This is a genomic window from Rothia mucilaginosa, assembly GCF_964210535.1.
Lineage (GTDB): Bacteria > Actinomycetota > Actinomycetes > Actinomycetales > Micrococcaceae > Rothia > Rothia mucilaginosa_F.
Genome location: NZ_CAXOMR010000018.1, coordinates 1 through 25730, shown reverse-complemented (window position 1 = coordinate 25730; position 25730 = coordinate 1). Strand labels below are relative to the sequence as shown.

The 25730-nt window shown below is 60.4% G+C and carries 21 protein-coding genes and 1 pseudogene; 20 read left to right on the top strand and 2 right to left on the bottom strand.

Annotated elements, in window-relative coordinates:
• Window positions 1-5: 5 nt before the first annotated feature.
• From AB8C10_RS06755 to hemW, 7 genes are all read left to right on the top strand, one after another.
• Window positions 6-491, top strand: coding sequence for a DUF2746 domain-containing protein (locus AB8C10_RS06755; RefSeq protein WP_297606687.1), 486 nt, complete (start codon window positions 6-8; stop codon window positions 489-491).
• A 40-nt stretch (window positions 492-531) separates the two neighbouring features.
• Entirely contained in the window at window positions 532-1863 is a 1332-nt protein-coding gene (locus tag AB8C10_RS06750) for a right-handed parallel beta-helix repeat-containing protein (RefSeq protein WP_368867266.1), read from the top strand.
• A gap of 12 nt (window positions 1864-1875) precedes the next feature.
• Window positions 1876-2460 (top strand): N-acetylmuramoyl-L-alanine amidase, encoded by a 585-nt coding sequence (locus tag AB8C10_RS06745; RefSeq protein ID WP_368867265.1) that lies wholly within the window; start codon window positions 1876-1878, stop codon window positions 2458-2460.
• The gene (locus AB8C10_RS06740) at window positions 2453-2686 is read left to right on the top strand and encodes a phage holin (RefSeq protein ID WP_070676396.1); all 234 of its coding nucleotides are present in this window, start codon (window positions 2453-2455) and stop codon (window positions 2684-2686) included. Before AB8C10_RS06745 ends, AB8C10_RS06740 begins: the two co-directional genes overlap by 8 nt.
• Window positions 2687-3815: 1129 nt before the next feature.
• Window positions 3816-4838, top strand: coding sequence for a PAC2 family protein (locus AB8C10_RS06735; protein ID WP_368867264.1), 1023 nt, complete (start codon window positions 3816-3818; stop codon window positions 4836-4838).
• A 96-nt stretch (window positions 4839-4934) separates the two neighbouring features.
• Complete coding sequence (lepA, locus tag AB8C10_RS06730) at window positions 4935-6776, top strand: translation elongation factor 4 (protein ID WP_371260001.1); 1842 nt, start codon at window positions 4935-4937, stop codon at window positions 6774-6776.
• 179 nt (window positions 6777-6955) lie between these two features.
• The gene (gene hemW / locus AB8C10_RS06725; RefSeq protein WP_368867263.1) at window positions 6956-8242 is read left to right on the top strand and encodes a radical SAM family heme chaperone HemW; all 1287 of its coding nucleotides are present in this window, start codon (window positions 6956-6958) and stop codon (window positions 8240-8242) included.
• Window positions 8243-8943: 701 nt separating this feature from the next.
• On the opposite strand, the gene AB8C10_RS06720 is transcribed toward hemW, so the two are convergent.
• Both AB8C10_RS06720 and AB8C10_RS06715 read right to left on the bottom strand, forming a co-directional pair.
• Window positions 8944-9363, bottom strand: a complete 420-nt coding sequence (locus AB8C10_RS06720) for a DUF4870 domain-containing protein (RefSeq protein WP_368867262.1) — start codon at window positions 9361-9363, stop codon at window positions 8944-8946.
• 234 nt (window positions 9364-9597) lie between these two features.
• Window positions 9598-10467, bottom strand: coding sequence for a DUF3097 domain-containing protein (locus AB8C10_RS06715; protein WP_368867261.1), 870 nt, complete (start codon window positions 10465-10467; stop codon window positions 9598-9600).
• A 229-nt stretch (window positions 10468-10696) separates the two neighbouring features.
• Between AB8C10_RS06715 and dnaJ the strand changes: the two genes are divergently transcribed.
• The 13 genes and pseudogenes from dnaJ to AB8C10_RS06650 form a co-directional block, all read left to right on the top strand.
• Window positions 10697-11833, top strand: coding sequence for a molecular chaperone DnaJ (dnaJ, locus tag AB8C10_RS06710; protein ID WP_296546127.1), 1137 nt, complete (start codon window positions 10697-10699; stop codon window positions 11831-11833).
• Between the two features lie 178 nt (window positions 11834-12011).
• The gene (locus AB8C10_RS06705) at window positions 12012-12785 is read left to right on the top strand and encodes a 16S rRNA (uracil(1498)-N(3))-methyltransferase (RefSeq protein WP_368867260.1); all 774 of its coding nucleotides are present in this window, start codon (window positions 12012-12014) and stop codon (window positions 12783-12785) included.
• Between the two features lie 123 nt (window positions 12786-12908).
• Window positions 12909-14042 carry a PhoH family protein gene (locus tag AB8C10_RS06700; protein WP_368867259.1) on the top strand — a complete coding sequence of 378 codons (1134 nt, stop codon included), beginning with the start codon at window positions 12909-12911 and terminating at the stop codon, window positions 14040-14042.
• Window positions 14043-14045: 3 nt separating this feature from the next.
• Entirely contained in the window at window positions 14046-14567 is a 522-nt protein-coding gene (gene ybeY / locus AB8C10_RS06695) for an rRNA maturation RNase YbeY (RefSeq protein ID WP_005505992.1), read from the top strand.
• 9 nt (window positions 14568-14576) lie between these two features.
• Window positions 14577-16043, top strand: coding sequence for a hemolysin family protein (locus AB8C10_RS06690; RefSeq protein WP_368867258.1), 1467 nt, complete (start codon window positions 14577-14579; stop codon window positions 16041-16043).
• A 137-nt stretch (window positions 16044-16180) separates the two neighbouring features.
• Complete coding sequence (locus AB8C10_RS06685) at window positions 16181-17338, top strand: GTPase Era (protein WP_368867257.1); 1158 nt, start codon at window positions 16181-16183, stop codon at window positions 17336-17338.
• A gap of 187 nt (window positions 17339-17525) precedes the next feature.
• Complete coding sequence (locus AB8C10_RS06680; protein WP_368867256.1) at window positions 17526-18965, top strand: LCP family protein; 1440 nt, start codon at window positions 17526-17528, stop codon at window positions 18963-18965.
• Window positions 18966-19366: 401 nt separating this feature from the next.
• Complete coding sequence (gene leuA, locus AB8C10_RS06675; protein WP_368867255.1) at window positions 19367-21115, top strand: 2-isopropylmalate synthase; 1749 nt, start codon at window positions 19367-19369, stop codon at window positions 21113-21115.
• A gap of 191 nt (window positions 21116-21306) precedes the next feature.
• On the top strand, window positions 21307-22209 hold the full coding sequence (locus AB8C10_RS06670) for a hypothetical protein (RefSeq protein ID WP_368867254.1): 903 nt from the start codon (window positions 21307-21309) through the stop codon (window positions 22207-22209).
• A 244-nt stretch (window positions 22210-22453) separates the two neighbouring features.
• Window positions 22454-23302, top strand: a complete 849-nt coding sequence (locus AB8C10_RS06665) for an undecaprenyl-diphosphate phosphatase (protein ID WP_297606640.1) — start codon at window positions 22454-22456, stop codon at window positions 23300-23302.
• A 158-nt stretch (window positions 23303-23460) separates the two neighbouring features.
• Window positions 23461-24777 (top strand): cysteine--1-D-myo-inosityl 2-amino-2-deoxy-alpha-D-glucopyranoside ligase, encoded by a 1317-nt coding sequence (mshC, locus tag AB8C10_RS06660; RefSeq protein ID WP_368867253.1) that lies wholly within the window; start codon window positions 23461-23463, stop codon window positions 24775-24777.
• A gap of 1 nt (window position 24778) precedes the next feature.
• Entirely contained in the window at window positions 24779-24901 is a 123-nt protein-coding gene (locus AB8C10_RS06655; protein WP_306525624.1) for a hypothetical protein, read from the top strand.
• Window positions 24902-25125: 224 nt separating this feature from the next.
• Window positions 25126-25730 (top strand): annotated as a pseudogene (locus tag AB8C10_RS06650) (tRNA (adenine-N1)-methyltransferase); the annotation flags it as partial.

Here is a 25730-nt window from a genome sequence, read left to right as displayed (position 1 = left end):
GCGGTATGTTGCCAGAGATTCCCCGCATCGGGCACCCGGTGCTGGACGGCATCATCCAAGCTACAGTCTCAGTTGGAGCCGTGCTCTTCGCCTTGCTGGTTGCCTGGAATAAGTGGGGCGCCCCTCAATGGGAGCGCCTGAATTCCAGGGTGAGCTCCATCAAGGAGCAGACCAACAATAGCCACGAGACGAACCTGCGCGATGACCTGGATAAGGTTCTCGCGCAGGTGGAGCAGGTGAGTGGGGCGCTGGAACAGATGAACTCCGAGACGAACACCGCCATGCAGAACGTGATGAAGCAACTGGATGTCATCGCCGAGGACTTTACTGCAGCTCGCGCCGAGCACGCCGATTTCCGGAAAGATATTGGTGGGCTGCGGGATGAGATGCGGCATGCGCGCAAGCGCCATGATGCCAGCGAGGACAGGATTACTGCCATCGAAACACGAGGCAGCTCATCTTTTGCCCGCGCTATGAAGAAGGAAGATTAGCCCCCAACATGGGGGCTTCAACGTTTAAGAAGAGGGAGCGATGAGGTATCTCGTAGAAGTTATTGAGGCTGAACAGGCGCCGCCGGGTCAGTCGGCTCAGCCGCAGTCAGAGCAGGCGGCGGTAGCGCCTACCCACCGCACTGTGAATGTGGTGGACGCTGGTGCAGACCCGACCGGTGTGAAGGATTCTACCGCTGTGATTAACGCGGCTATTCGCCGTGTGCATGAGGCTGGTGGCGGCACCGTGCACCTGCCGGCAGGTGCGTACCGCGTGTCCGCGCCGTTCATTGAGCTGCTTGGTGGTGTGCATCTGCAGGGTGCTGGTCGCGAGTCGACCATCATCTTTGCGGACACTGGTGCCGGTTCGGAGCAGAAGACGGCAATCATCCACGCCGGCACTTGGTTCACCCCGCGTGTCGGCAAGGACAATTTGTTGATGGGTGTCTCTGACCTCTGGATTAAGAGCTCGCATCCTCGCCCGTCACACGTCTCGTCGATGACTCCGCGCCCCGGCCAGGACGGGATGCATCCGAATATCGGCGGCATCCTGCTACACACTGAGCTGGGGGACAACCCTCCCGAGCCTGACGGAGCCCACCGCATCGAGAACGTCCTCATCTGGGACACCGCGTTCGGCGTAGCAGTCCTCGGTCTGGATGATCAGGGATGCCAGCTGCGGAACATCCGTGTCCGCCGTACCCTGGGGCCCGGCGTCGTCATCGGCAAGTCACCGGAGCACATCACCTCCGTGACGGCTGGTCGCCGTGAAATCGGTGCAGCAGACAATATTCTCGACGCTGTCGACGTATCGGGTGCCAACATTGCCGGCGGCACGTCGGCGGGCTTCGAAATCTACGCCACCAACACCACCCTGACCTCGTGCAAGAGCTGGTACAACCGACGAAGCATCCACGGCATCGACGGCAAGCCGGCAGGCATCTGGGACACCTCCAACATGCACCGCTTCACCGCCGCCGGCGCAGGCTTCTTCATCCGCGGCGGACGCAACATCCTCACCGCGTGTACTGCTCAGGAGAATGGCGGTCACGGCTTCGTGCTGGTCGGTCATTCCTCGCAGGTCACCGGGTGCCGTTCTGCTTCGAGCTCCTGGCATGACTGTGTCAGCGGTGATGCTAAGCCCAGCGAGGCGGCGGACTTTTTCGTTACGAATTGGGCGCATCACCTCATCTTCTCGAACAACATTGCGCAGGCAGAGTACAAGGGCAAATCCGCGAAGTACGGTGTCGCCGTCGAGAAGTGGGCTCACGACATCAGTGGCACCTCAAACATGACCGTGGACATCCCCACCCCGCACCGCGCCACCGACATGGGCGTGGCTGTGAAGCTGGAAATCAACAACACCATTAATTAAAAGGAGAAAACAATGAAGTATCAGGACATCACCGAGTACGATGCGACTTCGTTCACCGCAGCGAATCGCACTATCAACGACATCGACACCATCGTCATCCATCATTGGGGAAACGACGGGCAGCGCTTCGAGGACGTCTGTAATTTCTTCGCCGGCGGCCCCGGCACCTCCGCACATTTTGTGGTGGAATCGGGTCGCTGCGCCCAGCTTGTGGAGTTCAAGGACATCGCCTGGCATGCGGGCAATTGGGCGGCAAACCAGCGCTCGATTGGTATCGAGTGCCGCCCCGAGATGAGCAACGAAGACTTCGAGACCGTCGCCCAGCTCATCGCCGATATCGAAACCTACTACGGCAAGAGCTTCTATGTGCATGGGCATAAGGATTTCTTCAATACTGCCTGCCCGGGGCGCTGGTATGACCAGTTGGACCGCCTCATTGATCGTGTGAACGCAATCAAGGAGGGTAAGGTTGAGCGCGGCGTTGAGAATGTCCCCGCGCCGCTGGACAAGGCGGAGGTCTCGGCCCTGCGTGCGTCCTGGGAGAAGCTGCAGAACGTAGTAGACGAGCTCGGCAAGGAGATTGACAACAATGCGTAAGATGTCCGCATCTCAGGCAGCGGCGTTTCGTAAGTCGCTGTATGCGTGGGCTCCTGTAATCTCTGGCTTGCTCACCACATTTGGTGTTGTTACTGAGCAGCAGGCCGCCGCGGTAGCGGGTGCGATTATCTGTACTGTCACGACCGCGCTTGCGTACTTCAATACAGACCCGAGCCTGTACAGCGACAAGGCGCCTTCTTCAGAAGCTTCTTCAGAAGTCGAATAAGTGCGTCAAAGTGGGGAGTAAATGGGGACCAACCCCAACTTCACCCTATTTCTACCCCGGAATATCAAGGAAGTCAGGCTTTTTCATAAACAAGGCTTTCTAAAACTTGCGGGGTACGTGAGTACCTCTCTGGTTTAAGGGCAGAGACCCCCTGTGTTCCCCCTCCTCTAAGGGGAACGCAGGGGGTTTCTTTTTCATGTATACTTGGGGTCAAGGAGTTAAACGACCCCTCTGAAACCCTGAGCCTCACCTATTGGTGCGGCAATAACGCTTGGGCGGCCGCGGCTTTACGCTTCGGTCTAGAAGACACCGGAGGCACCACCGGTTAACTCCATATAACTTTTGTGAAAGGCATCCTGCTAAGCGGCAGGGTGCCTTTTGCTATGTCCGGAAGGAACCCTAAAGATGCGGTGCATGTGTACCATGCCAACAGAGCTCAGTAAGAAGCTAGACTAGAATACTCACATGGAACCTGAAAAAATCCCTCCGACGCTGAGCGACCCTATCACTTTCTGCGTAACTAAGATTACGCCGCCGGCACCAGCTAATAAGGCTGAAGCCATGAAACGCCAATGGGTTCTTGAGGAGCGCTTTAAGCGGGGGTCGCATGTTCCAATGCGTACTATCGCACGCGAGTATGACGAGCGTACCGCAGCTGGTGAGGTTCTTATCCCAGAGAGAATTCCACCGTTTCCCCCAATAAACGGAGCTTGATCAGGATAATCACATATTCTGATGTCCTATGAAACCGGCCAGCATCATGTGTCCGTATCTGGAAGATGTGAAATTACTTGGGGCAAACCTATTTGCAGGCTACGTTAGGTCCCATGTGAAAGGCATCCTGCTAAGTGACAGGGTGCCTTTTGCTATGCCCGCACGCTGTGGTTTTATGACGCCCGGATTTTTTTGGGGGGGGGAGGTGCCCGCCCGGTGACGAAACCGCTTGCGGGTCGCGCGGGAGCCCGTATAGTGGGAACTATCGGCGGTACCGCACACCGCCCGCACCATATATATAGCGTGGGGGAGTGAGCATCGCCGATACACACTACACAACCACCGACAGTTCACCGGCAACTTTCCATACACCCCCCCATGTACCCGGTGAACCGACCACGAGCTAAGGACAACGATGAGCCAGCCGAACTTCCCTCCCGCCCGACTCTTTGACGCTTTCGCCAAGCCCGCCTCCACAGAACAGCCCGCGAAGAAGGGACTGCTCGGCAAGCTGCGCCTGAGCGAATCCTCCGAGGAAGACAACTACACGACCGTCATGCTGGTCGGTTTCAACTCCGCTAAGGAACCCCCGGGCAACGGTGAGGACGCCCTCGACGTGATTCACCGCGCGTTCGACCCGTGCGATGAGAGCCCCGGCTTCGACATGGACGACTTCTACGACTACGGTTCCGTCGCCCCGCAGCTGCAGAACAGCGACGACTCCGATTCCACGGTTCTGGTGTGGCCCAAGATGTTCTACAACATGGTCACTATCCCGGAGCGTCGCCTGCGCCTGCTCGTGGTGACCGGCCCCGCTCCCAGCCTGTGCCTGCGGCGGTTCATGACCCGCTTTTTCAAGTACGTGAAGAAACTCCACGTAGACCACGCGATCTTCGTTGAGACCTTCGAGGATGAGGTGGCGCACACCCGCCCGTACCCGTACACGCTGACCACTCACGAGGAGAAGCTAGCAGCAATCCCCGGTATTCTGCACGAGGACTACACCGGTTCTACCTCGGTGACGATGGCGATGTCTGCGCTCGCCGCCGAGCACGGCCTGTCTTCCTCGGTCATGCTGCGTATGAGCATCCCGGGGTATCTGAGCTTTGACCAGCAGAACCCGCGCGCGGTCGTGAGCCTGATCGAGGCGCTGGAGGTCATCCTCGGCATTAAGGTCGAGTCTGAGGAATACGACCGCCTGCGCACCCACGCTGATGAGTGGGAGGCGGAGCTCGCCGAAGAAATGGCGAAGGACTACGAGAAGGTTGAGCTGGTGCGTGAGATTGAGCAGAAGATGGATTCGACTCTGCGCACTGTCTCCGGCGAGGTGATTGCCGAGGATATTGAGGGCTACCTGGATTCCCTCAGCGGCGCCTCCGAGGGCGTAAATCCTGCCGATGATGGTGCGGATTCCGCGGAGGATTCTTCGGAACGTTAGGTCCGTTCGCGCATATGGCGCGGGTATGGGAAAATGATAGGTAACTATGCCCATACCCGCGCCCAGCATCTCGAAAGGATGATGTGATTGGCACCCATGTCGAAGAACCCGCCCGTTCCGGCGGCGACCGACCCCGCGATTATTCGCAACTTCTGCATTATCGCCCACATTGACCACGGTAAGTCCACCCTCGCAGACCGTATGCTGCAGGCCACCGGCGTGGTTGCCCCGCGCGATATGAAGGCGCAGTACCTGGACCGCATGGACATTGAGCGTGAACGCGGTATCACCATTAAGTCTCAGGCTGTGCGCATGCCCTGGGACGTTGACGGCACCTCCTACGCGCTGAACATGATTGACACCCCCGGCCACGTGGATTTCACCTATGAGGTGTCCCGCTCCCTGGCCGCATGTGAGGGTGCGCTTCTGCTCGTGGACGCCGCCCAGGGTATTGAGGCTCAGACCCTGGCAAACCTGTACCTGGCGATGGAGAACGACCTGACCATCATCCCGGTGCTGAACAAGATTGACCTTCCCGCGGCTCAGCCCGATAAGTACGCTGAGGAGCTGGCGAACCTGATTGGTTGCGAGCCGGACGAGGTTCTGCGCGTATCGGGTAAGACCGGTGAGGGCGTTGAGGCTCTGCTGGACCGTATTGTGGAGGCGATTCCCGCCCCGCAGGGTGACGCATCCGCCCCGGCGCGTGCCATGATTTTTGACTCGGTGTACGACTCGTACCGCGGCGTGGTCACCTATGTGCGTGTTGTGGACGGCAGCCTGCAGCCGCGTCAGAAGATTAAGATGATGTCCACCGGCGCCGAGCACGACCTGCTCGAAATCGGTGTGATTTCCCCTGAGCCTGTCCCGTCGAAGGGCCTGGGCGTGGGCGAGGTGGGTTACCTCATTACCGGTGTGAAGGACGTGCGTCAGTCGCGTGTGGGTGATACCGTCACTTCCGCCGCGAAGCCTGCGCAGGAGTCCCTGGGCGGTTACGAGGACCCCAAGCCGATGGTGTTCTCCGGCCTGTTCCCGATTGACGGTTCGGACTACCCGGCGCTGCGTGACGCACTGGATAAGCTGAAGCTCAACGACGCCGCGCTGATTTACGAGCCGGAGACTTCTGCCGCTCTGGGCTTCGGTTTCCGCTGTGGCTTCTTGGGTCTGCTGCACCTGGAGATTGTGCGTGAGCGTCTGGAACGCGAGTTCAACCTGGACCTGATTTCGACCGCACCGAACGTTATTTACGACGTGGTGGACGAGGCCGGCAACGCTAAGCGCGTGACCAACCCGAGCGAATTCCCCGAGGGTAAGGTCGCGACGATTCGCGAGCCCATGGTGGCGTGTACGATTATTGCCCCGAGCGAGTACATTGGCGCAATCATGGAGCTGTGCCAGGCTCGCCGCGGCCAGATTGGCGGCATGGATTACCTCTCCGAGGATCGTGTGGAGATGCGTTACCGCCTGCCCCTGGCGGAGATCGTGTTCGACTTCTTCGATCAGTTGAAGTCCCGTACCCGCGGTTATGCGTCGCTGGACTGGAAGTTCGACGGTGAGGAAGAGGCTGACCTGGTGAAGGTCGACATCCTGCTGCAGGGTGAGAAGGTGGATGCGTTCAGCGCCATTACTCACCGCGATAAGGCGTACTCGTACGGCCTGATGATGACTTCTAAGCTGCGTGAGCTGATTCCTCGCCAGCAGTTTGAGGTGCCGATTCAGGCGGCTATCGGTTCGCGTATTATTGCCCGCGAGAATATTCGCGCGATGCGTAAGGACGTTCTGTCTAAGTGTTACGGTGGCGATATTTCGCGTAAGCGTAAGCTGCTGGAGAAGCAGAAGGAAGGCAAGAAGCGCATGAAGATGGTCGGTCGTGTGGAGGTTCCTCAGGAAGCCTTCATTGCGGCACTGTCTTCGAGCGAGGAGAAGGAAAAGAAGAAGTAGCCTTCGCCGTTTCCTGGCTTTTCCGGCTGTGTGCCGACCTGTTTGTGTAGAGAACCCGGCTGGTGCCCCGTGTACCGCCGGGTTCTCTGCACGCTGTCTGTTGATGCCGCCCGCGTAGCCGCATACGCGGTGCCCGTATTGTTGATTCACTACTCGTACACCTAGTTCCAGGAGGCAGAATGCCCGCCCAGCCCACCGGCGACCCCGCACCCCGCGACGGGCGCATCCCCGCCACCAGCGCCGCAGGATGCGAAAACCGCGACTTCAGCCTCTACGTACACATCCCCTTCTGCTCCGTACGCTGCGGCTACTGCGACTTCAACACCTACGCCACCGAAGACTTCGGCGACGGCATCGGCCTCGGCACCTACGCCGACGACGCCATCGCAGAAATCCTCTTCGCCGCACGCACCCTCGAAGCATCCGGCGTCGCAAAACGCCCCATGCATACCGTCTTCTTCGGAGGCGGCACCCCCACCAAACTGCCCGCCCGCGACCTCGTGCGCATCCTGCAGGCAGCCATCGACGTCTTCGGCATCGTCGAGGGCGCAGAAGTCACCACCGAAGCCAACCCCGATTCCGTCACCTTTGAGGACCTGCAGACCCTCAAGGACGGCGGTTTCACCCGCGTGTCCTTCGGCATGCAGTCCGTCGTGCCCGAGGTGCTACAGGTGCTCGACCGCACCCACACCCCCTCGAATGTGCCGAAGGTTGTCGCCTGGGCTAAGGAGGTCGGCCTGCAGGTGTCCGTAGACCTGATTTACGGTTCGCCGGGGGAGAGCCTGCAGCAGTGGGAGCAGAGCGTTCGGGCCGCAATCTCTTACGAGCCGGACCATATTTCCGCGTACTCGCTCATCGTCGAAGACGGCACCAAGCTTGCCGCGCAGATTCGCCGCGGCGAGTACACCATGCCCGATGAAGACCTTATGGCGGACATGTACCTGCTCGCCGAGGAGCTGCTCACCGAAGCTGGCTACCAGTGGTACGAGGTGTCCAACTACTCGCGCAGCGAGGACACCCGCAGCGACCACAACCTCGCCTACTGGCGCAACCAGGACTGGTGGGGCATCGGCCCCGGCGCGCACTCGCACGTGAATGGCACCCGCTGGTGGAACGTGAAGCACCCGGTGCCCTACGCGCAGAAGGTGCGTGCGGGGGAGTCCCCGGCGGCGGCACGTGAGGTGCTGGACGCTTCGACCCGCGCCTTCGAGATGATCATGCTCATGATTCGTGTGCGCGAGGGTTTGGCGATGCGCGAGCTGCTTGCGGTGCACGATGAGGCTCAGCTGGGTGCCTCGTTGCGCTGGCTGGTTTCTCAAGCTCTGATTGAGCCTGATGCTTTGACCTCTCAGGCTGAACCTGACCCTGAAGCTCACGTGCGCCTGACCCTCAAGGGCCGCCTGCTGGGCGATGCTGTGACGCGCGAGCTACTCCCGGAAGTTACTGAAGAGCACGAGGAGCACTAAGAAATACCTGCGTGATAAGGGGCTTTTTAATCTGAGCGGCGCTCCGGTTCTGGTCTGTTGCAGTGCCACTTGGGTGCCGTCTCTGCCGCCGCCTGCGTGCGGCGTGCACCCCGGGATTGCCGTAATATTTCGGTGATTTCGGGGTGTTTTCGCGGGTTCAGAAAAATTTTTAAAAAAATTTTCGGGGCTGTTTGGGGGAGTGCGAGGAGAGCATCAGACCTTACACCAGCGTGCTAATTGTTCGCATTTGTGCTGGACTAGCTGAAAGAATTTCCCGCTCGTTCATGCCGCTTTCGGAGTGCTTATTTTTCGAATACTTTCCTGAGAAAAAATTTTCCAAAACACCCAATTTCAAGTTGTGGTTGAAGGTTACGCTGTGCCATAATAGGTCATGGCAGGACGGTATATGTCTAACAGCGTGTTCTCGTCTTTGCTGAAGTTGAGTGAATACGGTTGTGGGCTCCTGGTAACAGGGGCCCACGATCGTTTAACAACGATTATGTACAGCACCATTCGGTAGAGTTTGCGGCAATTCACGCGCACTAGGCAAAGAAGCTCGGTAGAGCAGTTACAACCCCACCGGGTTACCGCCTCCGCCAGCAGCCTTTAGAACAGCAGTACTTAAACGTAGAACGCCCTGCACACAATGTACGGGGCGTTCAAACGTAAAAGCTATCAGCGCGGTTCTGAGACAGCGCGGTTTAGGACTCTGCGGATTCTGCGTTCTCGGTGGAGTAGAAGTGGTCCAGCAGACGCGGGTTCAGGCGGTAGCTGTACGGCTCGCCGCGGTTCACCTCAATGCCGGCACGCAGCGACGCAATAGCCATGAACAGCCACACGAGCGCACCCAGAACCATGGCAATGTTGCCCATGCCGGGCAGGAACGACACAACCCACAGCACCACCAGAGCGATGGAGGGCAGGAGGGTGAAGTTCATTGCCTCGCGAGCTTCCTGCTCAGCGAAGGGCGCGTTATTGCGGCTGACGTAGAAAACCGCTGCGGACGGGATGATGCCGAGAATACCGCCGAAGTGCGCGAGAGTTGCGCGGTTGCGGTCCTGAATCACGCTAATCTTGCGGGTTTTCTGGGGCCCGGTTGCCGGGCGAACATCGTTAGTCACGAAAATCCTAGTTCGATAGAAGTTTCTTGTGGTGATCACCGAGGCCGGTGGATTTGCCCTCTGAAGAGGTGAATCGTTTGAGCGGTGGCGACCTAGAGTGTAGTGATGTCGCGGCACAGCCCGCGGGGGCAATGCCACATGCTCAACCATTGTACCGCCTCGGGCAGTGCCTGCCGCCGGTTAATGCCCCCGATTGCAAGGTTCTGAGCAAACTCACATTCGGGGGTGGTGCGGCTACGCGCCGGGCTCGGTCAGAAAGTCGATGAGCGATTCGACCGGGCCGAGCAGGGTCGGGTCCAGGTCTGCGTAGGAGTCAACGCGGGAGAGGATGTGCTTCCACGCCTGCGCCACATCCGCCTGCGTTTCGTGCGGCTGACCCAGACGACGCAGCGTACCCTTCTTGAAGTCCTCACCGCGCGGAACCTGCGGCCACGCCTTCAAACCCAGCACCGAGGGCTTGACCGCCTGCCAAATATCGATGAACGGGTGGCCCACAATCTTCACGTGCCCCGCCGCACCCGGCACAGCCAGCGCCTCCGCGACGATGCGCTGCTCCTTCGTGCCCTCAATGAGGTGATCCACCAGGATGCCCAGGCGGCGGCCCGGGCCCGGGGCAAACTCGCGCACCGCGCCGGCCAGGTCGTCCACACCGTGCAGCGGCTCCACCACGATGCCCTCAACGCGCAGGTCGTGGCCCCAGACCTTCTCGACGAGCTCGGCGTCGTGCAGACCCTCAACCCAGATGCGGGAGGCGCGCGCCACCCGAGCCGGGGCGTTCTTCACCGCAATAGAACCGGAACGAGAAATCGTGCGTTTCGGCTCCTTCGCCGCTACCGGGGCAATAATCTCAACAGGCTCACCCTCAATCAGGTAGCCCGGACCCAGCGGAAAATTCTTTACGCGGCCCTTCGCGTCCTCCAGGCCGAAGAACAGGGCACCGCCGATGCGCTCAGCCTTCACGACCTCGCCCACCCAGCCGTTAATATCCTCAATCAGCAGGCCGCGCTGCAGCGGCACCTTACGCGGAGGCGGCGCCTGGCGGCTCATGCGGGCGGCGTTTAGATCCTGGGCACCCCAGCCGTAGGGGGAGTGGTGGGTACTCAACGTATTCTCCTTCGAGGCAATCTTCGCAGGCGGTAGGGGTACAGATACGGTAGGGCTACGGAGCCGATTTCAGGGGCACGCGCGCCGCAGATTAAGCGGATAGCGGGAGCGACCCCCATTCAGCCTAGCCATTGTATCGGGTCGGGGGTAGTATCCCCTAGAATTGATACGACCATTGTTGGCGGTGCACTCATCGAGCACCGCCATCGTCTCGAGAGGAAGGAAACGCATGAGCCACTACGATACTCTCGGCGTATCGAAAGACGCCAGCCCCGAAGAGATCAAGAAGGCGTACCGAAAGAAGGCACGCCAGCTGCACCCCGACGTGAACCCCTCCGAGGATGCAGCCGAAGAGTTCAAGCGCGTCACCCTCGCCTACGAGGTGCTCTCCGACCCCGAAAAGCGCCGCAACTACGACACCACCGGCGACGAACAGGGCCGCGCAGGCTACCCCGGAGGCGGTGGCTACCCGGGCGGCGGATTCAGCGGCTTCGGTGGTTTCGAGGATCTGCTGAACATGTTCACCGGCGGCGCGGCAGGTGCCCGCGGCCCCGCATCCCGCACCCGCCAGGGCCAGGACGACCTGATTACCGTCTCCATCACCCTGGAAGAAGCCGTGTTCGGTGTTGAGAAGACCATTGAGCGTCGCTCCGCCGTGACCTGTAAGTCCTGTAACGGCGAAGGCACCGCAGAGGGCACCCAGCCCGAAACCTGCACCACCTGCTCCGGCCACGGCTTCATGCAGCGCCGTGTGCAGTCCATCCTCGGTACCGTCATGCAGCAGGTTGAATGCCCCGACTGCCACGGCTACGGCACCGTCATCAAAACTCCCTGCGCCGAATGCCACGGCCAGGGTCGCGTACGCGAAGACGTTCCGCTGACCTTCAACGTTCCCGCCGGCGTGCACGACCAGGCGCGTATCCGCCTGCGCGGCAAGGGCGAAGCAGGCCTGTACGGTGGCCCCAACGGTGACCTGTATATTGACCTGAACGTCAAGCGTGACAAGTACTTCAGCCGCGAGGGCGACAACCTGGTCACCACCGTCAACATCCCCATGGCTGCGGCGGCACTGGGTACCACCATTCCGCTGAAGACCTTCGACGGCGACCAGGAAGTCAACATTCCCGCCGGCACTCAGAGCGGCGACGTAATCACCCTCAACGGTCTGGGCGCAACCGTGCTCGGCACCGAACGACGCGGCGACCTGCTCGTACGCGTTCAGGTGGTCACCCCGACCGACCTGACCGAAGAGCAGCGCGAGCTGCTGCGCCAGTTCGCGGCACTGCGCAACGAGCCGCTGAACGAAGGCGCGCAGGTTAAGCAGCGCGGCGGTCTCTTCTCCCGCCTGAAGGACCAGTTCAAGTAGGATTCCTACACCAAGCTCAGGATGCGGCGGGTGCGGTACTCAACCCGCACCCGCCGCTTTCCTGTCAGCACCTTTTCTTATTCAGCATTGCGCGGCATGCGCCCGCGCTACGCTGCACACCTATTTCACACGTCACCCGCACACTACCGGCACCTGTAGCCGCCCCTCAAGGAGAACCATGAGCGCCCCCATCTTCTACATCAGCACGGAAGAATACGACGCACTCACCCCCGGCGCCGTCCACGCGCTCGGCGGCTCCGAAGGCAAGCACGCCCTCGTCAAGCGCCTTGAGCTTGGCGAACGCATCGACCTGGGTGACGGCACCGGCCGCCGCGCACTCGGTACGGTCGCCTCCATTAACGCGGACGGTGTGAGCGTGCAGGTGCAGGAGCTGCGCGCAGAACGCAGCGTGCCCTCCATCTACTTGGTGCAGGCGCTCGCGAAGGACGGCCGCGACCTGCTCGCCATCGAGACGGCGACCGAGCTGGGCGTGTACGGTGTGCTTCCTTGGAGTGCGGACCGCTCCATCGTGCGCTGGAAGGGGGAGCGCGCCTCCAAGGCACACACCAAGTGGCAGAACACCGTCACCGCCGCGGCGAAGCAGTCGCGCCGCGCGCTCATTCCCGAGGTGTACGACCTGTACAGCACCACCGACCTGGTGGAACTCATCGAAGAAGTCGCCGGTTCCGAGCAGTCCGCCGCCGTGTTCATCCTGCACGAGCAGGCGACCGAACGCCTCAGCGCCCTAGCTCGCAAGCTCGTGGAGGCGGAGAACCTGCCCGAAGAAATCTACCTGCTCGTCGGCCCCGAGGGCGGCATCAGCGACCGCGAGGTGCAGCTCTTCACCGACGCCGGCGCTCAGCTGGCACTGCTGGGTGACGAGGTGTTGCGTTCCTCCACCGCGGGTTCTGCCGCCATGTGCACCCTGAATGTGGTGCTCGGTCGCTGGTAAAAGCGCCGCTGGTAGAACGCTACTCAGCCAAGCTGCACGCCTGTACCCGCCGCCTATCTCACCGGGGCGTGACGCATCACGCACATCTATACTTGTAAATACATCACTAGCCAAGGAGCCCATATGACTACCTCCCGACCGCTGTCGACCGCACGCACCGTATCCTTCAAAAGCGCCGCAGAGATGATTGCCGTGCTCGGCCCGCAGGACGCGCACCTGGCAATTATCGAGGACTACTTCGAGCAGATTAGCCTGCGCCCCAAGGACCTGGACGTGCTCATCACCGGCCCCTCCGAGGCCGTCAACACCGCCGCAAAGCTGCTGAACGAGCTGCGCGTGCTCTCCAGCCACGACACGCAGATTACCGTTCAGGTGATCCACCGCCTCATGGGCATGCTCGGTGAGGAGCTGAGCAACCCGGCGCACTCGCTGTCTACCAGCATCCTCTCCACCCGCGGTACCACGATTCGCCCCAAGACCATTAACCAGAAGAAATACGTGGACGCCATCGACGCGAACACCGTGATCTTCGGTATCGGCCCGGCGGGTACCGGTAAGACCTACCTGGCCATGGCGAAGGCTGTGCAGGCGCTGCAGAGCCACGAGGTGAACCGCATTATCCTCACCCGCCCCGCCGTGGAGGCCGGCGAGCGTCTGGGCTTCCTGCCCGGTACCCTCAACGAGAAGATCGACCCGTACCTGCGCCCGCTCTACGACGCGCTGCACGACATGCTCGAGCCCGAAACCATCCCCAAGCTCATGGAGGCGGGCACCATCGAGGTCGCACCGCTGGCGTACATGCGCGGCCGCACCCTCAACGACGCGTTCATCATCCTCGACGAGGCGCAGAACACCACCGCCGAGCAGATGAAGATGTTCCTGACCCGCCTGGGTTTCGGCTCGAAGATGGTCATTACCGGCGATATCACCCAGGTGGACCTGCCCGGTGGTGCCGCCTCCGGTCTGAAGCAGGTGCGCAACATTCTGCAGGGTGTGGAGGATATTCACTTCAGCATCCTGGAATCCTCTGACGTGGTGCGCCATACCCTGGTTTCGAATATTGTGTCCGCCTACGATCAGTGGGGCGAGGACCAGAAGGCTATGGAACGCAAGCGCAACCGCAAGGTCAAGCGCGCGACCATCGAGGCGGCGGCCGAGAAGCTGCTGGACCGCGCCGGTATTAACGGCGGCTCCGAAAAGAACGCTGAGAAGAACGCCGAAGAAAACAACGCACAGACCACCCCGGAAGGACGCTAAACGGTGGCAGAGATTGAATTCGACTGTGAAGAACCCGCAACCGGTGCCGACCCGGCAACCGATGCCTTCATCCGTGAATCTTTCGAAGCGGTAGATACCGAGGTGCTGACCCGTCTCGTCGAGCACGCCTTCAAGCGCATGCACCTTGCCGATGACACCTACCTGTCCATCGCCATCGTGAACGAAGACGAGATGGAGCGCGTGCACATCGAGTGGATGGACCTGCCCGGCGCAACCGACGTGATGAGCTTCCCCATGGACGAGCTGGAACCGGGAACCCCCGAAAACCCCTCCAGCGGCATGCTCGGTGACATCATCCTCTGCCCGCCCGTTGCCGCACGTCAGGGCGCAGATGCGGGCCACAGCACCCTTGACGAACTGTGCCTGCTCACCACCCACGGCATCCTGCACTGCCTCGGCTACGACCACGGAACCGCCGAAGAGGAAGCTGAAATGTTCGGCATTCAGCGTTCCATCCTCGAAGAGTTCCTGGGCCGCCCGGCACCGGTCGAAACCCGACACTAGGGGAGCGGCGTGGACATTCTACTCACAGCCCTCCTCGCCGTTCTCGCGCTCTGCCTGACCGTGGTTGCGGCAATCGCCGAAACCGCGTTCACCTACCTGCCGCACAACGAGGCGGAAGAAGCCGTGGAGGCGCACCCGGACACCCTCGGCGCCCGTGTCCTGCAGCGCACCCTCGACGGTGACTCCGAGGCATACACGCACCCGCTGCGCCTGACCCGCCTCATTGCGGCAGCTGCCGCGGTGCTCGCCACCATGACCTGCCTGCTGAACCTGGTCGAGGTGCACGCGCTCGCCGTCGTGCTGACCCTCGTGATTGTTGCGCTGGTGGGCTACCCGATTCTGCATGTGCTGGCGCGTGCTCTGGGTCGTAACCGCCCGGTCGCGTCGATTCGTGTGCTGGCTCGCCCGGTGCACTACCTGTCGGTTCTGCTGAGCCCGGCGACCGGTCTGCTCGATAAGCTCAGTGTGCGCCTGGCGCCGGAACGTTCGGCTGAGGCCCCTGTGGGCGTGTTCGATGAGGAGGAGCTGCGCGAGTTCCTGGACCGCGCCTCCGACGCTGAAACCATCGAGGATGACGAGGCGCAGATGGTGCAGTCCGTCTTTGAGATGGACGATACCCGCATCCGTTCGCTCATGGTTCCGCGCACCGACATGCTCACCGCTAGCCGTGACACCCCTCTGCGTGAGGCGTTGAGCCTGTTCCTGCGTTCGGGTTATTCGCGTATGCCGGTGATTGGTGATTCGAGCGATGAGATTCTGGGCGTGCTCTACCTGAAGGACGCGATGCGCGCCTTCATCCTGCACGGCGAGGCTCCCGAGGGTACCGCCCTGCCGACCGTGGTTGAGCTGATGCGCCCGGCTCGTTTTGAGCCCGAGTCGAAGCGCGCCATGGATCTGCTGCGTGAGATGCAGCGCGAGTCCACGCACGTGGCGATCATTGTTGATGAGTACGGCGGCACCGCCGGTCTGATCACGCTTGAGGACCTGATCGAGGAGCTGGTCGGCGACATCTCTGACGAGTACGATCACGAGCGCCCCGAGTACACGCTGAACGATGACGGCACGTTCCGTCTCTCTGCCCGCCTGGGTATTGATGAGCTGGGCGAGATTTTCGGCCGTGAACTCGACGATGAAGATGTTGATACGGTGGGCGGTCTGCTCGCTAAGCATCTGGGCATGGTGCCGATTGTCGGTTCTGAGATTGAGATTGACGGTATTCATATTCGTGCGATTGGTTCGTCGGGCCGCCGCCACCAGGTGGATATGTTGCAGGCGTGGTATGAGCCGCCTCGTGATGAGCAGCAGAACGCTGAAGGTTCCGCTACGTCTTCCTCGGAGCCTCATTCCGCGGAGGTTGCTGACATCTTCACCGTGGATACCGAGCCTCCCGCTGTGGCTGAGCCGCACGCGCATCCGGATCTTCCGGGAGATATTGCAGAGGCTGAACCGGCAACCGATCAGCACGGCAACCGCTAGACATCGAATATAGACGCCGCATTTTCCCTAACACACTTTGAGTCGGCCGCCCCGCCCCGGAAGGCGCAGGCAGATGAGGCTGGCACCCCATACACCCCGCCCGGGGTTTGACCCCGGGATTTAACAAGGAGAAACACATGGACCAGGAGTACACCCCGCTCGATTTGAGCACTCTGGACTTGAGCACCCCGCTGCCGACCTACCCGAAGGATTTCCGTTCGGGTTTCGCGTCGCTGGTGGGCCGCCCGAACGCGGGTAAGTCCACTCTGACGAACGCTATGGTCGGTCAGAAGGTGGCTATCACCTCGAACCGTCCGCAGACGACCCGCCACACGATCCGCGGTATTGTGCACAAGGACGAGTACCAGCTGATTCTGGTGGACACCCCGGGTATTCACCGCCCCCGCACTCTGCTGGGTGAGCGTCTGAACGACCTGGTCGCTAGCACCCTCTCGCAGGTGGATGTGCTGGGCTTCTGCATTCCGGCGAATGAGAAGATCGGTCCGGGTGACCGTTACATTGCGTCGCAGCTGGTGGCGTCGAGCAATAAGCCGGTGGTTGCTATTGTGACGAAGGCTGACACTGTGAGCTCTGAGGAGCTGCGTGAGCAGCTGCTGGCTGTTGAGGCGCTCGGCGAGGAGGTCATGAGCGCTGAGCGTGCGGCTCGTGCTAAGCGTGCCGCACATCGTGCGAAGCAGAAGGGTAAGGGCCCCAAGGGTAAGGGCGGCAAGAATGATGCTGTGCCTTTCGCGAAGGGTTCGGGTCCTGCGGCTAAGCGCCGTGCCGGTGAGGTTGCTGAGCCGATGCCGGTTGACGGTAAGGGTGGCTGGGCTGCGATTATCCCGGTGTCTGCTGTGAAGCATTTCCAGGTGGATGCGGTTGCTGACCTGCTGGCGCAGTACACTCCGCTGTCGCCGCCGCTGTACCCGGAGGGTGAGCTGACCGATGAGCCGGAGGCAACCCTCATCGCGGAGCTGGTGCGTGAAGCGGCACTGGAGGGTGCGCGTGAGGAGCTGCCCCACTCGATTGCTGTGACGGTTGAGGAGATGGAGTTCCGTGAGGGCCGCCCGGAGGATAACCCGCTGCTGGATGTGCACGTGAACCTGTATGTGGAGCGTGAGTCGCAGAAGTACATCATTATCGGTAAGGGCGGCTCGAACCTGCGCAAGATTGGCACGAAGGCTCGTGAGCAGATTGAGGCGATGCTCGGTACCCGCGTTTATTTGAATATTCATGTGAAGGTTGCGAAGGAATGGCAGTCTGACGCGCGTGCGTTGAACCGCCTGGGATTCTAGTAGCTTTCCTGAGCGCATCGCCCAGAGGGGTTTGTCCTTGGGGGCGGTCGCGCATCCCTATTTTCACCCGGTGGCTTGCAGAAATATGTGCATGCCTCCGGGTGAAACTTTTCACTCTCATTCGGCGCTCATAGGGAAGAGTGTTACTCTGAGAAAGCACTTGCTCACCGGCAGAAAGAGAAAAGGTATGCCCCAGGCACCTCGTTTACGAAGCACCGGTCGTCATATGCGCACGACGGTGATGACTTCAAACCGCAATAAGTGGATTGCTCTGCTTACTGCTTGCATGCTCGTCATTGTTGTTGGCTTTGGTGGCGTGTTGGCTCTGCGTATGCGCAATAATCTGCATACTCAGGAGCTGAACATCAGCAATTACAAGGACGGCCTGGAGAACGGCGCTTTGGACATTCTCGTGATTGGCTCCGATACCCGTAAAGGTAATAACGGTGCGTACGGTGATGAGGATGACCGCAATTCTGAGGCTCGCGCGGACGTGATGATGCTTCTGCAGATCAGCAAGGACCGCAAGAACGTGAGTGTTCTGTCCTTCCCGCGTGACTTGATGGTTGACGTGCCGCAGTGTACTGACCCTGAGAGCGGCACCGTGTACCCGGCTGAGGAGAACGTTCAGATTAACGAGTCTCTGTCTCGTGGCGGTGCTGGTTGTACTGTGGCGACCATTAGTAAGCTGACCGGCGTGAATATTGACCACTTTATGCTGGTGGACTTTAACGCTGTGAAGGAGCTGTCGAAGGTTGTTGGCGGCGTTCAGGTTTGTGTGGATGCTCCGATTGATGACGAGTACAGCGGCCTGAAGCTTCCTGCGGGTACTTCCACTGTTGAGGGTGAGCAGGCTCTTGCGTTCTTGCGTAGCCGCCACGGCTTCTCGGATGGTTCCGATATTGGTCGTATTCAGGCTCAGCAGGGCTTCTTGTCTTCGCTGCTGCGTAAGGTGAAGAGCGAGGGTACTTTGTCGAATCCGGGCCGTCTGATTAACATGGCTGAGGCGATTACTCAGAACGTGACGGTGGATAAGAACCTGGGTAATATCAGCACTCTGGTGGGTGTTGGTGCGGCTCTTGGTGGCGTGGACCTGTCGAACGTTGTGTTTGCGACGGTGCCGACTGAGCCGTGGAGCCAGGATGAGAACCGTCTGCAGGTTTCTGCGGATGCTGCGAACGTGTTCCAGCGTCTGCGTGACGATAAGTCGCTGAAGGAGGAGAAGGCTCCGGAGGCGCCGGCTACTTCTGCCGCTCCGGTTCAGCTGGATCGTACGGTTCCGGTGAGCGTGTACAACGCGACCGGTCTGGATGGCCGTTCGGCTACGATCGCCTCGGTGATTGAGGGCCTGGGCTACACGAATGTTACTCCGGGTACTTCGGCTAACCCGACGAACTTCACCACGGTGTTCTACTCGACCGGTTACGAGGCGGAGGCGAAGGAAATCGCCGCGAAGCTGAACGTGACCCGCGTGGTGGCGACCGAAGAGGTTCAGGGCGTGTCGGTGACTATCGGTACTGACTTCCCGTCCGGTGAGGCGATGGAGAAGCAGGAGGCTGCGATTGCGGGTAACGCGACCGGTCAGACTGCTGATCAGAACAAGTGTCAGACTGCTTTCGCCTACTAGGTTGTAGCTAGGGCATAGCGCAGATGCGTGAATTTTGAGTGAGGGGGCGTAGCGCCAGAAATGGTGGCTGCGCCCCTTTGCCGTTAATTCTTTCCAGATGATGGACGGCTTCCCGTGTGCCCTGCCGCCGCCTCCGACCCCTGTGATAGCGTGGAGGCATGACTATTGACGGTGAGAGCATGCGCGGGGTTACTCGCCAGGCAGTGAACCTGCTGCTTATTCGCCGGAACGGGGCACACTAGAATCTGCCGCGACCGTTCCGGCTTTTTGACGCGGCATCTCACCTTTGCATCCTTTCTGATGCACCGCCTTGACCACGGCTGCCGGGGACCGATACCCGGCACGGTACGAGCCCCACAATTGGGGTAGAGCGAGACGGACCAACCAACAGGAAATTCATCATGAAAAACCACCAGAAGCCCAGCCCCATGCCGGTACACAAGTACCGCCCTTTCCACGAGCAGATTGTTGTTGACCTGCCGGACCGCACCTGGCCGGATAAGGTCATTGAGAAGGCTCCGCGCTGGTGCGCAGTGGATCTGCGTGACGGCAACCAGGCGCTGATTGACCCCATGGACACCGACCGTAAGCTTGCGATGTTCAAGCTGCTGGTGAAGATGGGTTACAAGGAAATTGAGGTTGGTTTCCCTTCGGCGTCCCAGACTGACTTTGATTTTGTGCGCACCCTGATTGAGGACGGCCACATCCCTTCGGATGTGACCATTCAGGTTCTGGTGCAGGCGCGTGAGCACCTGATTGCCCGTACTTTTGAGGCGATTGAGGGTGCACCGCAGGCGATTGTGCACTTCTACAACTCGACTTCCGTGCTGCAGCGCCGCGTGGTGTTCCAGCAGGACCAGGAGGGCGTGCTGGACATCGCCCTGCAGGGTGCACGCCTGTGCCGCAAGTACGAAGAGCAGATGATTTCTGATACTAAGGTCATCTACGAGTACTCGCCCGAGTCCTTCACCGGCACCGAGCTTGAGTACGCGGCTCGCGTGGTGAACGCTGTGGCTGAGGAGCTGGAGGTTGGTCAGAACGGCCGCGAGCTGATTGTGAACCTGCCCGCTACCGTTGAGATGGCTACCCCGAACGTGTACGCCGACTCGGTCGAGTGGATGGACCGCCACCTGAACCACCGCGAGCACATCGTGCTGTCGCTGCACCCGCACAACGACCGTGGTACCGGCGTGGCTGCTGCTGAGCTGGGTTACCTGGCGGGTGCTGACCGTATTGAGGGTTGCCTCTTCGGTAATGGCGAGCGCACCGGTAACGTTGACCTGGTGACTTTGGGTCTGAACATGTACACCCAGGGTGTGGATCCGCAGATTGATTTCTCTGATATTGACGGTATCCGTAAGACTGTTGAGTACTGCAACCAGCTGAAGGTGCACGAGCGTTCGCCGTATGGTGGCGACCTGGTGTTCACTGCGTTCTCTGGTTCGCATCAGGACGCTATTAAGAAGGGCTTTGAGGCTCTGGAGCGTACTGCTGCTGAGGCGGGTAAGACTGTGGATGAGGTGTACTGGGAGGTTCCGTACCTGCCGATTGATCCTCGCGATTTGGGTCGTACTTATGAGGCGATTATTCGTGTGAACTCGCAGTCCGGTAAGGGCGGTATGGCGTACCTGCTGAAGCAGGATCACGGTCTGGATCTGCCGCGTCGTGCTCAGGTTGAGTTCTCGAAGATTGTTCAGGCTCGTACTGACGCTGAGGGCGGCGAGATGACCAGCGAGAAGCTGTGGAACATCTTCGCGGATGAATACCTGCCCGCTGCTGATCCTGAAAAGCGTTGGGGTAAGTACCGTATTGAGTCGATTAACATTGATTCGGCTGATACCGGTGCGACTACTCTGCGTGTTGGTTTGAATATTGATGGTCATACGTACACTCGTTCTGCTTCGGGTACCGGCCCGGTTGATGCTCTGCAGAACATCCTGTCGGGTGAGGGCGTGGATATTCGCGTGATGGATTATTCGGAGCACACGATGTCGTCTTCGTCGACTGCTAACGCTGCTTGCTATGTTGAGGCTGCTGTTGGTTCTCGCGTGCTGTGGGGTATCGGTGTGGACAACTCGACGACTCGTGCGGCGTTGAAGGCGATGATTTCGGCTGTGAACCGTGCGCTGCGTGATGAGCGTCAGGCATAAGCGATAACCGTAGATGCTTCGTGCAGGTTTGCGGGTGGTCGCTGGCTGGTGACCGTTAACCGTGCATGATGCGGGGGCGGGATGCATACTGGGAGTATGTATCCCGCCCTTACGCGTTAATGCGTGCTGGTGTTGCGCATTGGCGGACTGCGGGACGGATTAGGCGAATAGTCTGCAGAGAAGGAACTCTCATGAAAAGCTACGCGATGGTGTTTAGCCCCGTTGATGCGGCGGGCACCGATTCTTCTGCTCGTGCATGGAATTATGAGTTGAGCGGTGGTGATGATACTGCTCTGCCTGCCGGTTCCCCCGAGGTGTGGGAGGCTGGCTGGGTGGGTTCGACCGGTCCCGGTATTGAGCAGGATCAGTGGCCGCGCAGTACGTTTACTGGTTTGCCGATGCAGCATATTTTTACGGTGAGGCTGCCGGGGGAGTACCTGCCGGACGCGCAGAAGTATCCGGGCGTGGTGGCGTTTTCGTTCTTTGCCGGTGATGGTCAGTTCGCTGAGGATGATGCGACTGAGGGCGTTGCTAACGCTGCAAGTGATGACCCGTTTGAGGTGCAGTATGCGCAGGCGCGGGTGCATCCGTATCAGCTGTTGTTGCGTGATATTTTGGATGCCGAGTTTGCGGTGCTGTACCTGAGTGAGGAGGAGTTCTCGTCCCGTACGGAGCCGCCGCAGGATGTGCGCCGACCCGGTGAGCATCGTGGTGAGGAGGAGAGCTTCAGCGCCTGGGCTTTGGCGGATCAGCAGCCGCCGCTGGCTCGTAAGCCTGCTCTGGTGGGGTGGGTTCCGACGGATGACCCGAACGCCGGTAAGGTCCCCAGTGATGTGTTTGAGAATGTGGACCCGCAGACTGGTTATCTGAGTCCTTTCGATTGGGATGCTGAGGATTCGGCGTGGTTTGAGTGGGCGAAGCCGCTGATTGCGGTGGGTACTCACCTGGGTGGCACTCATTTTTATGCGCAGGCTCTGCCGGAGGGGCTGACGGCTCGTTATATTGAGTTCGATGAGTTTGATGTGCTGAATTTTGGGTGCGGTAGCGCTGTTTTTGATTTTGAGACTGGTGTTTTTGACTGGTCGTGTGGCTAGTACGCTTGCACCGGAGAACGCGCCGCTGATGCGCCTTCGCCGCGCCGGAGAGCGTGCCTTTGAGGTGTTTGCGCGGCCTCCTTGAACCGTAAATGAGCCGTGGATAAGCCCCGGTTGCACCGCGGTGCACCACCCAAAACGGTGCCCCGAGCGTTTCACAGTGTGGACGGGCAGGTTTGCGGAAGTCCCACATCACCCTCCGGGAACCGCCCTGGCTAGGCGCCCCTCCTGTATCCTTGAATGCGTGGAATGGATTCAAGCAATTATTTTGGGCTTCGTTCAGGGCCTTACCGAATTTCTGCCGATTTCTTCATCGGCGCATCTGAACATTGTTGGCCAGATCCTGCCGGAGAAGGCTGACCCGGGCGCCGCGTTTACCGCAATCACCCAGCTGGGTACTGAGACTGCGGTTCTGATTTTCTTCTGGCGCGATATTGTGCGCATCCTGAAGGCGTGGTTCGGTGCTCTTGCCGGCCGCGTGCCGCGTAACGACCCGGATGCCCGCATGGGTTGGCTGATTATTATTGGCTCCCTGCCCATCGGCGTTCTGGGTCTGCTGCTGGAAGACTACATTGACACCCAGTTCCGTAGCCTATGGATTGTGGCGACCATGCTGATTGTCTTCGCAGTGTTCCTGGGTCTTGCGGACCGTTTCGGTCGTGAGCAGCGTGAGCTGAAGGACCTGACTTTCCGTCACGGTCTGCTGTACGGTTGCGCGCAGGCGCTGGCGCTGATTCCGGGTGTTTCTCGTTCGGGCGGTACCATTACCGCGGGTCTGTTCATGGGTTACACCCGTGAGGCTGCGGCGCGTTACTCGTTCCTTCTGGCGATGCCCGCCGTGTTCATGTCCGGCCTGTACAAGACCTTTAAGGTGGTCACCGGCGAGGAGGCGACCGGCTACTACGGTATCCCGTCGACTATCGTTGCGACTCTGGTTGCGTTCGTGGTGGGCTACCTGATGATTGGCTGGTTCTTGAAGTACGTGTCTACGAAGTCCTACGGCATTTTCATTTGGTACCGCATTGCGCTCGGTATCCTGATTTTCGTTGGTCTGGGCACTGGCGTTCTGAACGCTACTTCTTCGGCGTTCTAAGGCTTTAGCCCTCAGCGTGATATGACATACCCGTCCGTGAGTTTCTCACGGGCGGGTATTCTTGTTTAAGTAGATTTTTTGGCACCCGCATGTGCCTGGGTTGGGCGGCGGGTGTGGCGCGTCCACCGGTTGTGGGCGTTTTTACGGAAAGGAAACCCATGCGAGCTTGGGATGCCCCCGCCTCTGTGACTCTGCCCGGTCAGGCTGCGCTGCCGCGTATTTTTGATACCGCGGCTGGTGAGATTGTTCAGGTTCAGGAGGATAAGGCGGCGAGCCTGTACGTTTGCGGTATCACCCCGTACGACGCGACGCATATGGGTCACGCCTCCACCTATGTTGCTTTTGACCTGTTGCACCGCGCTTGGCTGGATGCGGGCGTGCCGGTCACTTACGTGCAGAACGTGACCGATGTGGACGACCCGCTGCTGGAGCGTGCGACCGCCACGAACGTTGATTGGCGTGAGCTGGCTGAGGATCAGACGGAGCTGTTCCGCACCGACATGAAGGCGCTGAACGTGATTCCGCCGGCGCACTATGTGGGTGTGGTGGAGTCCATTGAGTGGCTGTTCCCGCTGATTGAGGATTTGCTGCGCCGCGGCCTGGCGTACCGCGTGCCCGGTTTCACGGACAAGCAGGGCGTTGAGCAGCCTGACGGCGACGTGTACCTGGATTTGAAGGCTGTGCGTGAGCTGCCCGCGAACGCTGAGGGCTACTCGTGGGCGCCGGGCGAGGTCTGCCACCTGACCCGTGATGAGATGCTGGAGATTTTCGCTGAGCGCGGCGGCGACCCGAACCGTGCCGGTAAGCGTGACGCACTGGATCCGCTGCTGTGGCGTGTGAAGCGTGAGGGCGAGCCGAGCTGGGATGCCGGCGAGCTGGGCGCAGGCCGCCCCGGCTGGCACATCGAGTGCACCATGATTGCCCGCCGTTTTGTGGATGGTTCGCTGACCGTTCAGGCTGGTGGTAACGACCTGACCTTCCCGCACCACGACCTGGGTGCGGGCCATTCGTGGGCTGTGTCTGCACGCCCGCACGCTAAGCATTACGCACACACCGGCATGGTCGGTTTGGACGGCCACAAGATGAGCAAGTCCCGCGGTAACCTGGTGCTGGTTTCGCGTCTGCGCGCGGCAGGTGAGGATGCGAACGCGGTGCGTCTGGCGATTATGGGTCAGCATTACCGTTCGGATTGGTTCTGGACTGATGAGCTGCTGGAGCATGCGAAGGCTCGCCTGGACACCTACCGTCATGCGGTGTCGGTGGCTGAGGACCGTGAGGGTTCCGAGGGCGTCACCGATGAGGCGGCTGTTGAGCTGCTGGCCGCTGTGCGTGAGGCGCTCGGTGAGGACCTGAACGCTCCGGCGGCGCTGGCGGCTGTGGATGCGTGGGCTGTGAAGGCTCTGGTGGACACCACCGTCGGTGGTGGCGCGCTGGTGCGCGATATCCTGGCGGCACGACTGGGTGTGGTCCTCTAAGATGGCTTCGTCGGTCGTGGAGGAACTGTACGCTTTCCGCCCGTATGACCGTGAGGCGGTCGATGCGCTCGCCGCAGAGATGTTAGCTGAGGTGCGCGCGTACGAGGCGCAGAAGGAAGCGTAGGGCTTCTGAAAACATTTTTGAAGCGCAGGATCGGCGCTACGGTGTGAAAGCCGTGGCTGCCGCCCTGCGCTTTTCTGCGCCCGCTGGCTATCACTAACGCTTGCGGGGTAACACTCCACAGCCGATTTGCAGACTCCGCTAAAATAGAAAAAGACTTTTTCCGTCCACAGTTCGCCGCGACGGCGAACAGCACAGACTGACCCAAACCCGAGGAGAATCACCCCGTGAGCAGCGGCACCCCCACCCCCACCGGCGCAATCAACCGCCGCGGCCCCTTCCGCCCCGGCGAGCGCGTCCAAATCACTGACGAACGCGGCCGCATCACCACCATCACCCTCGCCGAAGGCGGCGAATACCACTCCCACAAGGGCTTCCTCAAGCACGACGACCTCATCGGCGCGCCCGAAGGCACCGTCATCGCCAACACTCACGGCATCCTCTACCAGGCGCTGCGCCCCCTCTACAAGGACTTCGTGCTCTCCATGCCGCGCGGCGCAGCTGTCGTCTACCCCAAGGACGCCGCCCAGATCATCGTCAAGGCAGACATCTTCCCCGGCGCACGCGTCGTCGAGGCAGGCGTCGGTTCCGGTGCGCTGTCCATCGCCCTGCTGCGTGCAGTCGGTGACTACGGTTGCGTGCACTCCTTCGAACGTCGCGAAGAGTTCGCGGACGTCGCCCGCGGCAACATCGAGACCATGTTCGGTGGCCCCCACCCGGCGTGGAAGCTGAGCATCGGCGACCTGCAGGACACCCTGCCGCAGGTTGAAGAGCCCGGCAGCGTCGACCGCGTCGTACTCGACATGCTCGCCCCCTGGGAGTGCCTGGACGC

What these genes read in the sequence shown, in the direction of transcription:
- AB8C10_RS06735 (WP_368867264.1), top strand. Translation starts at nt 3,816, where the DNA reads ATGAGCCAGCCGAACTTCCCTCCCGCCCGACTCTTTGACGCTTTCGCC.
- AB8C10_RS06670 (WP_368867254.1), top strand. Translation starts at nt 21,307, where the DNA reads ATGAAAAGCTACGCGATGGTGTTTAGCCCCGTTGATGCGGCGGGCACC.
- AB8C10_RS06680 (WP_368867256.1), top strand. Translation starts at nt 17,526, where the DNA reads ATGCCCCAGGCACCTCGTTTACGAAGCACCGGTCGTCATATGCGCACG.
- lepA (WP_371260001.1), top strand. Translation starts at nt 4,935, where the DNA reads ATGTCGAAGAACCCGCCCGTTCCGGCGGCGACCGACCCCGCGATTATT.
- AB8C10_RS06685 (WP_368867257.1), top strand. Translation starts at nt 16,181, where the DNA reads ATGGACCAGGAGTACACCCCGCTCGATTTGAGCACTCTGGACTTGAGC.
- AB8C10_RS06700 (WP_368867259.1), top strand. Translation starts at nt 12,909, where the DNA reads ATGACTACCTCCCGACCGCTGTCGACCGCACGCACCGTATCCTTCAAA.
- AB8C10_RS06655 (WP_306525624.1), top strand. Translation starts at nt 24,779, where the DNA reads ATGGCTTCGTCGGTCGTGGAGGAACTGTACGCTTTCCGCCCGTATGAC.
- AB8C10_RS06705 (WP_368867260.1), top strand. Translation starts at nt 12,012, where the DNA reads ATGAGCGCCCCCATCTTCTACATCAGCACGGAAGAATACGACGCACTC.
- hemW (WP_368867263.1), top strand. Translation starts at nt 6,956, where the DNA reads ATGCCCGCCCAGCCCACCGGCGACCCCGCACCCCGCGACGGGCGCATC.
- AB8C10_RS06740 (WP_070676396.1), top strand. Translation starts at nt 2,453, where the DNA reads ATGCGTAAGATGTCCGCATCTCAGGCAGCGGCGTTTCGTAAGTCGCTG.
- mshC (WP_368867253.1), top strand. Translation starts at nt 23,461, where the DNA reads ATGCGAGCTTGGGATGCCCCCGCCTCTGTGACTCTGCCCGGTCAGGCT.
- leuA (WP_368867255.1), top strand. Translation starts at nt 19,367, where the DNA reads ATGAAAAACCACCAGAAGCCCAGCCCCATGCCGGTACACAAGTACCGC.
- dnaJ (WP_296546127.1), top strand. Translation starts at nt 10,697, where the DNA reads ATGAGCCACTACGATACTCTCGGCGTATCGAAAGACGCCAGCCCCGAA.
- AB8C10_RS06755 (WP_297606687.1), top strand. Translation starts at nt 6, where the DNA reads ATGTTGCCAGAGATTCCCCGCATCGGGCACCCGGTGCTGGACGGCATC.
- AB8C10_RS06745 (WP_368867265.1), top strand. Translation starts at nt 1,876, where the DNA reads ATGAAGTATCAGGACATCACCGAGTACGATGCGACTTCGTTCACCGCA.
- AB8C10_RS06750 (WP_368867266.1), top strand. Translation starts at nt 532, where the DNA reads ATGAGGTATCTCGTAGAAGTTATTGAGGCTGAACAGGCGCCGCCGGGT.